The sequence below is a fragment of the Brachybacterium timonense genome (assembly GCF_900258505.1).
In the GTDB taxonomy this organism is placed as follows: domain Bacteria; phylum Actinomycetota; class Actinomycetes; order Actinomycetales; family Dermabacteraceae; genus Brachybacterium; species Brachybacterium timonense.
Map to the genome: position 1 here is coordinate 2076069 of NZ_LT984895.1, position 12711 is coordinate 2088779.

The window sequence follows — 12711 nt, forward strand, 5'->3', positions numbered from 1 at the left end:
GACCGTGCCGCAGTGGCGTATCCGTGCAGTCAGTACAGCAGGTTCGCCAGTCGCTTGCGCGCCTTGGCCACACGCGGGTCCTGCGCGCCAGCGATCTCGAACAGCTCAAGCAGGCGTGCGCGTACCGCATCCTTCGTCTCCGGGTCAGCTCCGCGCAACAGGTCAAGCAGACGAGAGAAGGCGTCCTCGACGTGGCCGCCCATCATGTCCAGATCCGCTGCGGTCAGCTGTGCATGCAGGTCCGTCGGGTTCTGTGCGGCGGCTTCCCGCACAGCGTTCGGGTCAGCATTGCGGGTACGTCGCATGAGCTGAACCGTGGCGAGCCCAGCCTTCGCTTCTGCATCGGCGGGCGCCTGCTGCAGCTGCTGCTCGAATTTCTCCACAGCTGCGTCGAGATCTCCGGCCTCGACTGCCGCCATGGCCTCCTGCAGCAGCGGCGGCAACGGCTCCGGCTCATCGGCAGCGTCGGTGTCGGCATCGGGAGGCGTTAGCCCCTGCTGCTGGGCGAGTTGCAGGATCTGGTCGAGCAGAGCCGTGATCTCGGCAGGCGGGAGCACCGACTGGGCGATCGGCTGCACCTGACCGAGCATGAGAAGCATGACCGTGGGCAGCTGCTGCACACGCAGCGCACCTGCCACACGCGGCTGCGCGTCGGCATCCACCACGGCAAGGCGCACGGCTCCGCCCTTGGCGTCCACTGCCTGGCGCAGATCGCTCAGGAAGGTCTCACCCTCGGGCACACGGGAGCTCGTCACCACGAGCAGGGTCGGCAGTGTCTGCGAGTCCGCGATGAGCTGTTCGAGCCCCTGCTCGGTCACCGCGACCTCATACTCGCTCGCGGTTCCACTGGAGCCCGGGGCATCGGCAGCCGGCTGCTTAAGGGAGGCGAGATCGATGACGCCGTACGGGTCGCTCACGGTCGATACTCCTTCGACGGATTCTGCTCGGGCGCGATCAGTGTAAACAGGCCGTGGGGCTCAGGAACCACTCGCGCCCAGTACTGACATCGTGGCGCCAATGGGTTGCACCTGACCACCGGCCTCTGCCGCCGGGATGTGGAGGGCCACCACGGTGCCGAACTCACGCACGAAGGACTTCGTGAACTTCTTGCGGCCAACCAGCTTCGTGTACACATTGTCCTCCCCATAGCTCATCGAGGCACCCTCCTTCACGGTCACGGTGCGGGTGGACATGAGCGTGGCCATCACGAGGGCACCGCCGTCGTTGGTGCGCAGCCCCAGGAACTCGCCCTCCTTGACCGTGAAGCGCTCCTTGATCGTGGCAACCTCGTCCCACTCGACGCCCGCGTTCAGCTCCTTGCGCTCCTGGCCGATGTTCTGGTGTTTCTCTGTCTGGAGTGGATTCGGGGCCAGCTTGTCGTCGGGATCGGCGGCGTCACCGTCGGACAGCACCTTCGCGTACAGCTCGAGCGCCGCCTTCGGCGTCATCACGAGGCCGTCCTGCTCGTACGCCACGGGCTCGGAACCAACGGCCTGGTCCTCCACCGCGGGCATCTCCACGCCGACGGCCTGCTGCGCCCACCCCCACGTGACATACGGGGAGCGGGCGTCGGCCTGCTGCAGAGCCACGAAGAAGGGGACGCCGCTATCCGAAGAGTCGGCCACCAGCGCGATCGCCACGCGCGGGAACTCGGCGCCCACCGAGGTGATCGGCAGCATGAGGTCAGCCGACGGGGTCTTCAGATGATCCGCCCATTCGGGAACCTTCGCGATCATCTCGTAGTTCTTCGTGCGGAACTCGAGCGCCGAGCCGGTCACGCGCGGCGCAAGCTTCTTGGCGTCGCGCGCCTTGTCTGCCTCCGCGACAGCATCATGGATCTGCGAGATGACCGGCTCGAGTTGTTCGTCGTAGGCGACAGGCGTGGGCGCCTCCAATGCGGGGCCCGTCGGAGGAGCCGATGGAGCCTCAGGTTCCGAGGAGCACGCCGCCAAGAGCCCCCCGACGCCGATCGCACCGGCAGAGGCGAGCACGGTGCGGCGGGGCAAATACTGTGCGCTCATCGGTCGTTCTCCTCAGGATCCTCGCGCTGCTCGATCGGCTCGCCCCGGTGACGATGGGGACGCTCTTCCCCGGTGCTCACGGGTGCGATCGCATCGGAGTCGACCACGGACCAGGCATCACCGAAGTGCTCATCCTCGGTTCGCGCGTCAGTGCTATCGGTTTCAGCGATGTCAGTGTTGACGACCGGGCCGACGCCGGCGCTAGCCTGCTCGGTGGAGTCGCCGTCATGATCCGCGACGGCGTCACCGTGCTCCGGCTCGGTGATATCGGCCTCACGGCCTGCAATGGCGTCTGCGTCATTCATCTCGACGGCATCTGCGTCAACCGACGCCTGGTCCGTATCGTGCAGTTCAGCCTCATCCTCCTCGTCGCGTCGACGGCCGGAGCTGAGTGAGACGACCAGCAGCACAAATCCGATGACAGCCACAGCGGCGCCCGCGGCATAGGCGTAGGGCACCCATTCGTTGCGAGCATCGACGGGCCAGGTGATGGACACGCTTGTGGCCCCTGGCGCAGTGCCATCCGTGACCAGGAGGATCGCGCGGAACGGCTGCGGTGCCGTCTCGGTCTCAGCGCGGTGGAAGTCGGCCACGTCGATCGTTGCGGGACTCGCTGTGGTCTCCACGGAACGCCAGAGATCCGACGAGACTGGATCCGGTATCTCCGCCTCACCCGAGGCGTTGACATCCTCCGTCGTCAGAGTCTGCCAGTCACTGAGCCCCGTGATCCGCGTATGGTGGGCGCCGCCCAGATACGCGGTGATGTCGTCGTTGCTCGCGGTGATCAGGGAGACATCACCATCCGCGGTGATCGTCGCGGTGCCTTCAGTGCCGCCCACATACAGCACACCCGGATCAATGATCACGGCAGAGCCAGGCTCTTTCAGCTGCACGGTCGCAGTCCGCTCGGTGTCCGGGGCCCACGTGGTCTCCCCCAGACGCCCGAGGATCAATCCCGCCGCGCCCAGCAGGACGAGGACGAGGGCGATGATCCGCTTCACAGGTCAGTCTCCTCCGGTCAGGGGTCGGGTTCGCACCCGAGTGGTTCACGAGCTCTACACGATACGGGGCCGACGTGTCTCAGGCACCGGATCGTGAGCACGCGCACCTCCAGACCCGGTATCTCCCCTCAGGCGTGGACTAAGGTGTCAGGGTGCGTCTTGTCGTTGCCCGCTGCTCCGTCGACTACACGGGTCGGCTCACAGCCCATCTGCCACTCGCGCCTCGCCTGCTGATCGTCAAGGCCGACGGATCCGTGCTGGTCCACTCTGACGGCGGCAGCTACAAGCCCTTGAACTGGATGAGCCCACCGTGCACGCTGCGCACCACCACCCGCAGCGCCGAGGAAGCCGCTCGCGATGAGAGCAGCGACTGGATCGAACAGTGGGACGTGACCCATGACAAGAGCGGAGACCGCCTGCGCGTTCGCTTGCACGAGGTGCTGGAGGACTCCGCCCATGAACTCGGCTCGGACCCTGGCCTGGTGAAGGATGGCGTCGAGGCGCACCTGCAGGCGCTTCTCGCACAGAACATTGAGACGCTCGGCGAGGGCTGGACGCTGGTGCGTCGCGAGTACGCAACTGCCATCGGGCCGGTGGACATTCTCGCGCGCGATGCGGCCGGCCAGTCGGTGGCCGTCGAGATCAAACGCCGCGGCGAGATCGATGGGGTCGAGCAGCTGACCCGCTACCTCGAGCTGCTCAACCGCGATCCGCTGCTGAGCCCGGTGCGCGGCATCTTCGCTGCGCAGGTGATCAAGCCGCAGGCAAAGGTTCTCGCCGCCGACCGCGGGATCACCTGCGTGACTCTCGACTACGACGCCCTGCGTGGCATCGACGATGCCGAAGCTCGCCTGTTCTGAGCGCGCCGCTTCCGCTGGCACGACCCGCTGAGAGGATCCATCATGAGCACCGTCGCCCTCCCCGTTGACCTCGCCCTGCGCGGCACCGCTGTTCTGCCCCGCCAAGTCGTGCCCGATGCGCTCGTGCTGATCGCCGGGGAACAGATCACCTGGGCCGGCCCCGTTGCGCACGCCCCCGAGCACCGGGCCACATCGACCCGGAACCATGACGGGCTGATCCTGCCCGGTCTCGTGGATGTGCACTGCCACGGCGGCGGAGGCGCGTCGTTCCCCGATGCATCCACTGCCGAGGAGATGATGACCGCGGTACGCGAGCATCGCCGGGCAGGCACGACGTCGCTCGTCGCGTCACTGGTGACCGCATCCGCGCAGACGCTCCGGGACCGTGTTCGTGACCTGCGTAGCCTGGCCGATAGCGGCGACATCGTCGGCGTACACCTCGAGGGTCCGTTCATCTCTGCCGCTCGCAAAGGGGCGCAGAACCCAACGCACATCACCGGTGGTGACGCCGCCCTGGTGCGAGAGCTCGCCGAGCTCGCCGGCGGAGCCCTCGTCACTATGACCGTCGCCCCGGAGACCGAGGATGCCGATCAGGTCATCGAGGCGCTCGCCACCAGCGGTGCTGTGCCATCGCTCGGCCATACCGACTGTAGTTCCGAGCAGATGAGCGCAGCCATCGACGCCTCCGCTCGCGCACTGCGCCAGCACCGTTCACGCTCCACGCTGCCCACAGCGACACACCTGTTCAACGGCATGCGCCCCGTGCATCACCGCGATCCCGGGCCAGCGCTCGCCGCCCTCGACGCGGCGGCCCGCGGAGATCTCCTGGTGGAGCTCATCGCTGATGGCGTACACCTGGATCCACGCACTGTGGCCCACGTCTTCGCCGTCGCTGCCGAAGATCGTGTGCTGCTGGTCACCGATGCGATGGCTGCTGCAGGGATGGCCGACGGCCAGTATTCGCTCGGCTCCCTGGAGGTGACGGTCAGCGATGGCGTTGCCACCCTCACCGATGGTGGGGCGATCGCCGGCGGGACGGCACATCTGATCGATGTCGTGCGCTGCTGCGTGCAGCGCTCCGGGATCGACCTCGTGCCAGCTGTGCGTGCCGCCTCCGCCGTACCGGCGCAGATGCTCGGCATGGACGATCGGATCGGCTCGATCACCGCGGGTCTGCGCGCCGATCTGGTGCTCACCGACCACGACCTGCAGGTCCACGAGGTACTGCGCGGTGGCATCACCGTCTCCTGAGGAGGCGCAGCTGTGACAGCGCGGGTCTGAGGGCATCGAGAGTCAGTCCGCGTCGCCGATCACCAGACCGGTCGGCGCAGCTTCCAGCCATGCGTTCAGAGCCGCCCCTGACGGGCCGTCGACCACGGCACGCATGATCGTGCCGTCACGCAGGCAGAACTCGACTAGGCACGAGTCGTCCTCGCCGTGCGTCGGCAACGGCTCACGGTTAAGCGCCAGGATGTCTCGTCGGAATATCAGCACTGAGGGCGCCAGACGCAGGGACAGCCCGTGAAACCAGCGCAAGCGGTCTGTGCCGAAGCGCATCATGCCGTGCTGCCACACCGTGCCGCGCAGGGTCCGGCGCTGCAATGTGCAGCTGAACGAGCCGCTGTGGCGGGCGACGACGCCAGCACGCACGACGAGCACAATGAGAAGAACCCCGGCAGCAAGCATCCCGACCACCAGCATGGTGATCGGGATGCTTGGGTTCTGCATATCGGGAGCTTACCTGGGGTCAGGCTCGGTTCGCGTCGACCTGCACCGCCTCATCGACACCGATCGTCACGATGTCATGATCCACGGATACGAAACCGCCCACGACGTCACGCTGCATCACGTCGCCGTCTTCGGCGATGATGCGCACGATGCCGCGATCGAGGATCGCGAGCGTGGGCTGCATCTGCGGAAGGATACCCATCGATCCGTCGATGGCCGGAACGATGACCCGTGACGCCTTGCCGGTCCACACCGTGCGATCGGCGGTGACGAAGCTGACCTCGAGCGTGCTCACTCGCCGAGCTCCTTCTGGATCCGATGCCAGTTCTCCAGCACCATGTCGATGCCGCCCACGTTGAAGAACGCCTGCTCGGCGATGTGGTCGAACTCGCCATCACAGATGCCCTTGAAGCCCTCGATCGTGTCGCGCAGCGGCACATCGGAGCCGTCCACGCCGGTGAACTGCTTGGCGATATGTGTGTTCTGGGAGAGGAACTGCTGGATACGACGGGCACGCGCCACCGTCACCTTGTCCTCCTCGGACAGTTCGTCCACGCCGAGCATCGCGATGATGTCCTGCAGCTCCTTGTTGCGCTGGAGGATCTGCTTCACGCGCATTGCGGTGTCGTAGTGTTCCTGGCCGATGTAGCGCGGGTCAAGGATGCGCGAGGTGGAGCTCAGCGGATCGATCGCCGGGTACAGACCGCGCGAAGCGATCTCGCGGGAGAGCTCCGTGGTCGCGTCGAGGTGCGCGAAGGTCGTCGCCGGGGCCGGGTCGGTGTAGTCATCGGCCGGCACGTAGATCGCCTGCATCGACGTGATCGAGTGGCCGCGGGTGGAGGTGATGCGTTCCTGCAGCACACCCATCTCATCGGCCAGGTTCGGCTGATAGCCCACGGCCGACGGCATACGGCCCAGCAGGGTCGACACCTCGGATCCCGCCTGGGTGAAGCGGAAGATGTTGTCGATGAACAGAAGCACGTCCTGGGACTGCACATCACGGAAGTACTCCGCCATGGTCAGCGCGGACAGCGCCACGCGCAGACGGGTACCCGGCGGCTCGTCCATCTGGCCGAACACCAGCGCGGTCTTCTCGATCACGCCGGACTCCGTCATCTCTTCAATGAGGTCCCAGCCCTCACGAGTGCGCTCGCCCACGCCAGCGAACACGGAGACGCCGTCGTGGTTGTTGGCCACGCGGTAGATCATCTCCTGGATGAGCACGGTCTTGCCCACACCAGCGCCGCCGAACAGGCCGATCTTGCCGCCCTGCACGTACGGAGTGAGCAGGTCGATCGACTTGATGCCGGTCTCGAACATGGTGGTCTTCGACTCGAGCTGGTCGAAGTGCGGGGCCGTGCGATGGATGGGCCAGCGCTCGGTGATGGTCATGTCAGAGACCGACTTGTTCAGCGGAGCACCGGTGACGTCGAACACGGTGCCGAGCGTCGCATCGCCCACCGGCACGGAGATCGGAGCACCGGTGTCCACCACGGCCTGGCCACGCACAAGACCGTCGGTGGGCTTCAGCGCGATGGCGCGCACCATGCCGTCACCCAGGTGCTGGGCGGTCTCGAGCGTCAGCGTCGCGAGCTCGAGACCCGCCTTCTCACTGATCTGCGTGGTCAGGGCGTTGTAGAGGTCCGGGATCTGTCCCGGGGGAAACTCGATATCGACGACGGCGCCGGTGACGCGGGCGACGCGGCCGGTCGCGGTGGCGGTCTCAGCGGGGGCTGTGGTGGTCATGTGGCTTCTCTCCATGGGTCGGGCCGGCGCACGAGGCGCTCGCGGCGAGGTCTCAGCGTTCGGTGCGGCCGGTTCCGGCGAGGGCGTCGGCGCCGCCGACGATCTCGGTGATCTCCTGCGTGATCTCCGCCTGCCGCGCAGAGTTGGCCAGGCGCGTGAACTTCCTGATCTGCGTCTCCGCGTTGTCGGTGGCGGTCTTCATGGCCCGCTGGCGCGAAGCGTGCTCGGACGCCATCGACTGCAGCAGGATGTTGATGATCCGTGCCTCGAGGTATCGGGGCATGAGCTCCTCCATCACCGTCTCCGGGTCAGGATGGAAGGAGTAGAGCGGGTAGACGGGCTTGGCTTCACCCGGTTCCGCGTCGACGACCCCGACCGGCACAAGGCGCGCGACGGTCGACTTCTGCTGGAAACGGGAGAGGAATCGCGTGCCCACGACATACAGCTCATCGATGTGACGGGTCGGATCGTCATCCGTCAGGTCCGCGGTCACGATGGAGGCGATCTCGCGTCCGAGTGACGGGAGCTCCTCCTCCTTGTAGGGCGTCCACGACTGCTGCGGCACGGTGCCACGGAAGCGGTAGTAGGAGTCGCCCTTGCGTCCTACGACGTACAGAACAGGCTCCTTGCCCTGCTCTGTGAGCAGATTGCGAAGCTCCTCCGCCTCGCGGATCGCGTTCGGGGAGTAGGAGCCCGCCATGCCGCGGTCAGACGTGATCAGCAGAACGCCCACACGGTTGGTGAGAGTGCGGTCCTCGGCGAGGAACGGGTGGTCAAGCTCCTCGGAGTGCGTGGCCACCGAGCCCACAGCGCGCGTAATCGCATCCGCGTACGGCGTCGTGGCACGCACGCGCGCATGCGCCTTGGTGATGCGGGCGGCGGCGATCATCTCCTGGGCCTTGAAGATCTTCTTCATGCCCTGGGCGGACCGGATCTTCTTCTTGTAAACCCTCTGCTGCGCTCCCATTGCTCTCCTCGTCCGGCGTCAGTGGCTGGTCGGCCGTCGGTCGCCACCTGGTACGACCGACGGCATGGCCTCAGCCTCGGACGATCGTCTCCTGCTCGATGTCCTCCACCTTCAGGGTGTCGTCGACCTCGCTGTAGGGCTCCTTATCCTCCCCGGCAAGGAAGTTCTTCTTGACCTCGGCGAGGATGCGAGTGAGCTCCTCCTCCGTGTCTTTCTCAAACTTCTTGGACTCGCGGATCGCCTGCAGCACGTTGCCGTTGTGGCGCAGATGCTCGAGGAGCTGGCCCTCGAAATCGCGCACGTCTTCCACGGCGATGTCATCGAACTTGCCGGTGGTGCCCGCCCAGATCGACACGACCTGCTCCTCCACGGGGAACGGCGAGTACTGCGCCTGCTTGAGCAGCTCCATCAGCCGAGCACCGCGGTTGAGCTGCTGCTTGGATGCGGCATCGAGGTCCGAGGCGAACATGGCGAAAGATTCCAGGTCGCGGTACTGGGCCAGCGAGATCTTCAGCGTGCCGGAGACCGACTTCATCGCCTTGATCTGTGCCGAACCGCCCACGCGCGAGACCGAGATGCCGACGTCGACCGCCGGGCGCTGGTTCGCGTTGAACAGGTCCGACTGGAGGAAGCACTGTCCGTCGGTGATGGAGATGACGTTCGTGGGGATGTACGCGGAGACGTCATTCGCCTTCGTCTCGATGATCGGAAGGCCCGTCATGGAGCCGCCACCCATCTCATCCGACAGCTTCGCGCAGCGCTCCAGCAGGCGGGAGTGCAGGTAGAAGACGTCACCGGGGTAGGCCTCGCGGCCCGGCGGGCGGCGCAGCAGCAGCGAGACGGCGCGGTACGCCTCAGCCTGCTTGGACAGGTCGTCGAAGATGATCAGGACATGCTTGCCCTGATACATCCAGTGCTGGCCGATCGCCGATCCGGCGTAGGGCGCAATGTACTTGAAGCCTGCCGGATCCGAGGCGGGCGCAGCCACGATCGTGGTGTACTCCAGCGCGCCGTTCTCCTCGAGCGCACCGCGCACAGAAGCGATGGTGGAACCCTTCTGGCCGACGGCAACGTAGATGCAGCGGACCTGCTTGTCCGGATCACCGGACTCCCAGTTGGCCTTCTGATTCAAGATCGTGTCGATCGCGATGGCGGTCTTGCCGGTCTGGCGGTCACCGATGATCAGCTGGCGCTGGCCGCGACCGATCGGTGTCATCGCGTCGATGGCCTTGATGCCGGTCTGCAACGGCTCCTTGACGCTCTTGCGCTGCATCACGGAGGGCGCCTGCAGCTCGAGAGCGCGGCGGCTTTCCGTGGCGATCTCGCCCAGGCCGTCGATCGGAGCACCGGTCGGATCCACGACGCGACCGAGGTAACCATCGCCCACGGGGATCGACAGCACCTCGCCGGTGCGGCGGACCTCCTGGCCCTCTTCGATGCCGTTGAACTCGCCGAGCACCACGACGCCGATCTCACGCAGGTCAAGGTTCAGGGCAAGACCCAGGGTTCCGTCCTCGAAGCGCACAAGCTCGTTGGCCATGACGTCGGGCAGGCCCTCGACGCGTGCAATGCCGTCGGCGGACTCCGTGACGCGGCCGATCTCCTCGCGCTCGGTGTTCCCGGACTGGTAGGTGGACACGGCGGTGTCCAGGGCGTTCCGGATCTCCTCCGGACTGATCATGAGCTCGGCCATCGCTGTGCTTCGCTTCCTCTCGGTCTCCCAGGCGTGGGATGGGTACTCGTCTGCAGGTGGCGCCGTCAGCGGCGCCGGGGGTCAGGACGCCAGCTGGTCCTTGGCACGGGCGAGCCGCGCCAGAACGGTGGCGTCGTAGAGGTCGTCGCCGACTTGGACCCGAAGTCCACCGATCACCGACGGATCCACCGTGCAGTTCATGGCGACGGCACGGCCGTAGATCCGGGTGAGGATGGATGCCAGGCGCGCCTGCTGTCCGTCATCCAGTGGCCGCGCCGACTGGACAACAGCCATGCTGCGCTGGCGGCGGCGTGAGGCGAACTCGGCAAAGCCGTGGACGCGGCGTGCCGGGGCGAGATCGCCGGTGCGCTGCACCGCCCGGTGGGTCAGGGCGAGCGTGAGGCGATGCACGCGGGCGCTCAGCACCGCGTCGAGAGCGCCTGCACGTCGCTCGGGGGCGGCCCGTCGGTCGCCCAGAGCGCGGTTCAGGTCTCCGCTGTCCTCGATCAGGCGGCCGGTTGCGAACAGTTCCTCCTCGACCTGCTCCAGGACGTTCTCACGCTCGGCTTGAGCGAGCAGTGCGCTCACTCCGACGAGTTCGATGGCGTCCAGCAGATCAGGCTGCTCACTCCACCGGCTGCGCACCACATCCGTCACAGCCGCGAGCACGGTGCTGCTCACGCGTGAGCTGAACAGGCTGCGCACGGTCTGTTCGCGGACGTCGGCAGGGCGGCCAGAATCGGACAGCAACCGCACCAGCTGGTTGCTGCTGTCGATCGCATCCGCCACGGCGAACAGCTGCTCGGCAACGGGCTCGAGCGAACCGGTCTCGGCGTCGAAGGACGTCCGAGCACGGTCGAGCACGTCGTGCAGGGAAGTGGAGGAGGTGCCTCGCATCACGGGTCCTTTATCGGGTCGCGGTCTGGGTCGACTCGAGGTCGTCCAGGAACCGGTCGATCACGCGGCGGGAGCGCTCATCATCGGTGAGGGACTCCCCCACGATCTTCGAGGCGAGCTCGCTGGCCAGGCCACCCACTTCACCGCGCAACTGGGCCGAGGCGGCAACCCGCTCGGCGTTCAACTGCTGACGACCGGTCGCGAGGACGCGCTCGGACTCGGCTTCCGCCCGAGCACGGGCGGCGTCGATGATGGCAGTACCGTCCTGGCGTGCCTTCTCGCGGATCTGGGCTGCCTCCTGGCGAGCTGCTGCGATCTGGGACTCGTGGTCGGCACGCAGTCGATCAGCTTCCTGACGAGCCTGCTCGGCCTGCGCCAGACCGCCCTCGATCTTCTCGGCGCGCTCATCCAGCACAGCGTTCAGCCGGGGCAGAACGAACTTGATGAACACGATGGCGAAGATCGCGACGAAGATCGCCGACCAGAAGATCTCCGGCACGTACGGCACGAACAGCCGCCAGCCGGGGGTGGCTCCTTCTGCGAGATACATGGAGGCTCCTGGGAGGGGGATCAGATGAAGGCGAGGACGAAGCCGAAGACGATGGCGAGCAGGGCGAGGAACTCGACGAAGCCGGCACCGATCAGCATCGTGGTCTGGAGCTGAGCGCGGATCTCCGGCTGACGGGCCTGCGCCTCAGCGGTCTTGCCGACGAGGATGCCCAGGCCGATGCCGGGGCCGATGGTCGCCAGGCCGAAGCCCACGGAGGCGATGTTGCCGTCGATGGCGGAGAGGAGCATCGGGTCCACAGGGGTTTCCTTTCGTTGTGCCGACCGGGCGGACGGCGGATCAGAGTGAGGGGTCGGGGGGCTGGGAACAGACGGGCTCAGTGCTCGTCGGCGATAGCCATCTGGATGTAGACGGCCGAGAGGATGGTGAAGATGAAGGCCTGCAGGGCGGCGACGAAGATCTTGAAGGCGAAGACGCCAAGGCTCAGGGCGATCGCGAAGGGTGAGACCGCCATCAGCCAGTTCAGCGAGATCACCAGTGCGTGAGTGAGTCCGATCAGCACAGCGATGATCAGGTGACCACCGACCATGTTCGCCAGAAGACGGATCGTCAGCGAGGCCCACCGCACGACCAGCACCTGCAGCAGCTCGATCGGGACCAGCAGCACATACATGATGCCGGGAACGCCGGGAGGCATCGTCTGGTTGCGCAGATAGCCACCAACCCCGTGCTCGCGGATGCCGGAGACGACGTAGATCACGAAGGTTGCGAGCGCGAGGAGAAGCGGAATGCCGATCACGGCAGTGCCAGACATGTTCAGACCCGGCACCATGAAGCCGAGGTTCATGGTGAGGATCAGGAAGAAGATCATGATCAGCCAGGGCGCGAAGCGTTTGCCGTCCTTCTCACCCAGGGTGTTGACCACGATCTGCTTGTCCACGAAGTCGATGAGCAGTTCGACGGAGCTCTGCACACGGCCAGGCACCAGCCGCGCTCGTGAGGCGACCACGCACATGAAGATCAGCACCGCCGCCATGATCACCAGGCGCACGAGCTGAATTCGGTTGAACTCGAAGAAGGTGCCCTCGAACAGGATGGGGGCCGGGAAGAACTCCTCGAGCGTGGGAACGTGGAAGAAGGAGTCGCCTTCGGCGAGGAGAAGCGTCGTGGCGTCGGCGGTGTTCAGCTCGATCTCCCGTGCTCACGCCCGCTGCCGGGCAGCGGACTCATCCGGCAAGTGAGGACCCTGATGTCCGGCGCGACGGGGTGGGGCCACGCTCCATCGCAGAG

The 12711-nt window shown here is 66.2% G+C and carries 14 protein-coding genes; 2 read left to right on the forward strand and 12 right to left on the reverse strand.

Annotation, left to right across the window (positions count from 1 at the left end; all coding sequences use genetic code 11):
• Nucleotides 1–29: 29 nt before the first annotated feature.
• The 3 genes from C8271_RS09160 to C8271_RS09170 are packed head-to-tail and all read right to left on the reverse strand — an operon-like array spanning nt 30 to nt 3022.
• The gene (locus tag C8271_RS09160; protein ID WP_106507022.1) at nt 30–917 is read right to left on the reverse strand and encodes a co-chaperone YbbN; all 888 of its coding nucleotides are present in this window, start codon (nt 915–917) and stop codon (nt 30–32) included.
• A 60-nt stretch (nt 918–977) separates the two neighbouring features.
• Complete coding sequence (locus C8271_RS09165) at nt 978–2021, reverse strand: DUF8094 domain-containing protein (RefSeq protein WP_106507023.1); 1044 nt, start codon at nt 2019–2021, stop codon at nt 978–980.
• Nucleotides 2018–3022, reverse strand: a complete 1005-nt coding sequence (locus C8271_RS09170) for a hypothetical protein (protein WP_106507024.1) — start codon at nt 3020–3022, stop codon at nt 2018–2020. The genes C8271_RS09165 and C8271_RS09170 overlap by 4 nt, the downstream gene beginning before the upstream one ends.
• A gap of 152 nt (nt 3023–3174) precedes the next feature.
• On the opposite strand from C8271_RS09170, the gene nucS reads away from it, so the two are divergent.
• Together nucS and nagA are read left to right on the forward strand one after the other, a co-directional pair.
• Nucleotides 3175–3882 carry an endonuclease NucS gene (gene nucS / locus C8271_RS09175; protein ID WP_106507025.1) on the forward strand — a complete coding sequence of 236 codons (708 nt, stop codon included), beginning with the start codon at nt 3175–3177 and terminating at the stop codon, nt 3880–3882.
• 42 nt (nt 3883–3924) lie between these two features.
• Nucleotides 3925–5133 (forward strand): N-acetylglucosamine-6-phosphate deacetylase, encoded by a 1209-nt coding sequence (gene nagA / locus C8271_RS09180; protein WP_106507026.1) that lies wholly within the window; start codon nt 3925–3927, stop codon nt 5131–5133.
• 42 nt (nt 5134–5175) lie between these two features.
• Here nagA and C8271_RS09185 read toward each other — a convergent pair whose 3' ends face one another.
• The 9 genes from C8271_RS09185 to atpB all read right to left on the reverse strand — a co-directional run bounded on the left by C8271_RS09185 (nt 5176) and on the right by atpB (nt 12613).
• Nucleotides 5176–5610, reverse strand: a complete 435-nt coding sequence (locus tag C8271_RS09185) for a DUF2550 family protein (RefSeq protein WP_106507027.1) — start codon at nt 5608–5610, stop codon at nt 5176–5178.
• A 19-nt stretch (nt 5611–5629) separates the two neighbouring features.
• Nucleotides 5630–5905: a F0F1 ATP synthase subunit epsilon gene (locus C8271_RS09190; protein WP_106507028.1), complete on the reverse strand. Its 276-nt coding sequence runs from the start codon at nt 5903–5905 to the stop codon at nt 5630–5632.
• On the reverse strand, nt 5902–7356 hold the full coding sequence (gene atpD / locus C8271_RS09195; protein WP_170957846.1) for a F0F1 ATP synthase subunit beta: 1455 nt from the start codon (nt 7354–7356) through the stop codon (nt 5902–5904). Before atpD ends, C8271_RS09190 begins: the two co-directional genes overlap by 4 nt.
• A gap of 52 nt (nt 7357–7408) precedes the next feature.
• Nucleotides 7409–8323, reverse strand: coding sequence for a F0F1 ATP synthase subunit gamma (locus C8271_RS09200; protein ID WP_106507030.1), 915 nt, complete (start codon nt 8321–8323; stop codon nt 7409–7411).
• A 70-nt stretch (nt 8324–8393) separates the two neighbouring features.
• Complete coding sequence (atpA, locus tag C8271_RS09205) at nt 8394–10016, reverse strand: F0F1 ATP synthase subunit alpha (protein WP_106507031.1); 1623 nt, start codon at nt 10014–10016, stop codon at nt 8394–8396.
• Nucleotides 10017–10097: 81 nt separating this feature from the next.
• Nucleotides 10098–10913 (reverse strand): F0F1 ATP synthase subunit delta, encoded by an 816-nt coding sequence (locus tag C8271_RS09210; protein ID WP_106507032.1) that lies wholly within the window; start codon nt 10911–10913, stop codon nt 10098–10100.
• A 10-nt stretch (nt 10914–10923) separates the two neighbouring features.
• A complete protein-coding gene (locus C8271_RS09215) occupies nt 10924–11463 on the reverse strand; it encodes a F0F1 ATP synthase subunit B (protein ID WP_106507033.1) in 540 nt (179 codons plus the stop codon).
• Nucleotides 11464–11483: 20 nt separating this feature from the next.
• Nucleotides 11484–11711 carry an ATP synthase F0 subunit C gene (gene atpE / locus C8271_RS09220; RefSeq protein WP_425428208.1) on the reverse strand — a complete coding sequence of 76 codons (228 nt, stop codon included), beginning with the start codon at nt 11709–11711 and terminating at the stop codon, nt 11484–11486.
• 86 nt (nt 11712–11797) lie between these two features.
• Nucleotides 11798–12613, reverse strand: a complete 816-nt coding sequence (gene atpB, locus C8271_RS09225; protein WP_342751958.1) for a F0F1 ATP synthase subunit A — start codon at nt 12611–12613, stop codon at nt 11798–11800.
• Nucleotides 12614–12711 lie beyond the last annotated feature (98 nt).

Excerpts from the sequence above, each read along its gene's own strand:
- atpA (WP_106507031.1), bottom strand. The coding sequence starts at position 10,016 with ATGGCCGAGCTCATGATCAGTCCGGAGGAGATCCGGAACGCCCTGGAC.
- C8271_RS09185 (WP_106507027.1), bottom strand. The coding sequence starts at position 5,610 with ATGCAGAACCCAAGCATCCCGATCACCATGCTGGTGGTCGGGATGCTT.
- C8271_RS09210 (WP_106507032.1), bottom strand. The coding sequence starts at position 10,913 with ATGCGAGGCACCTCCTCCACTTCCCTGCACGACGTGCTCGACCGTGCT.
- C8271_RS09200 (WP_106507030.1), bottom strand. The coding sequence starts at position 8,323 with ATGGGAGCGCAGCAGAGGGTTTACAAGAAGAAGATCCGGTCCGCCCAG.
- nagA (WP_106507026.1), top strand. The coding sequence starts at position 3,925 with ATGAGCACCGTCGCCCTCCCCGTTGACCTCGCCCTGCGCGGCACCGCT.
- C8271_RS09165 (WP_106507023.1), bottom strand. The coding sequence starts at position 2,021 with ATGAGCGCACAGTATTTGCCCCGCCGCACCGTGCTCGCCTCTGCCGGT.
- C8271_RS09215 (WP_106507033.1), bottom strand. The coding sequence starts at position 11,463 with ATGTATCTCGCAGAAGGAGCCACCCCCGGCTGGCGGCTGTTCGTGCCG.
- atpD (WP_170957846.1), bottom strand. The coding sequence starts at position 7,356 with ATGACCACCACAGCCCCCGCTGAGACCGCCACCGCGACCGGCCGCGTC.
- atpE (WP_425428208.1), bottom strand. The coding sequence starts at position 11,711 with ATGCTCCTCTCCGCCATCGACGGCAACATCGCCTCCGTGGGCTTCGGC.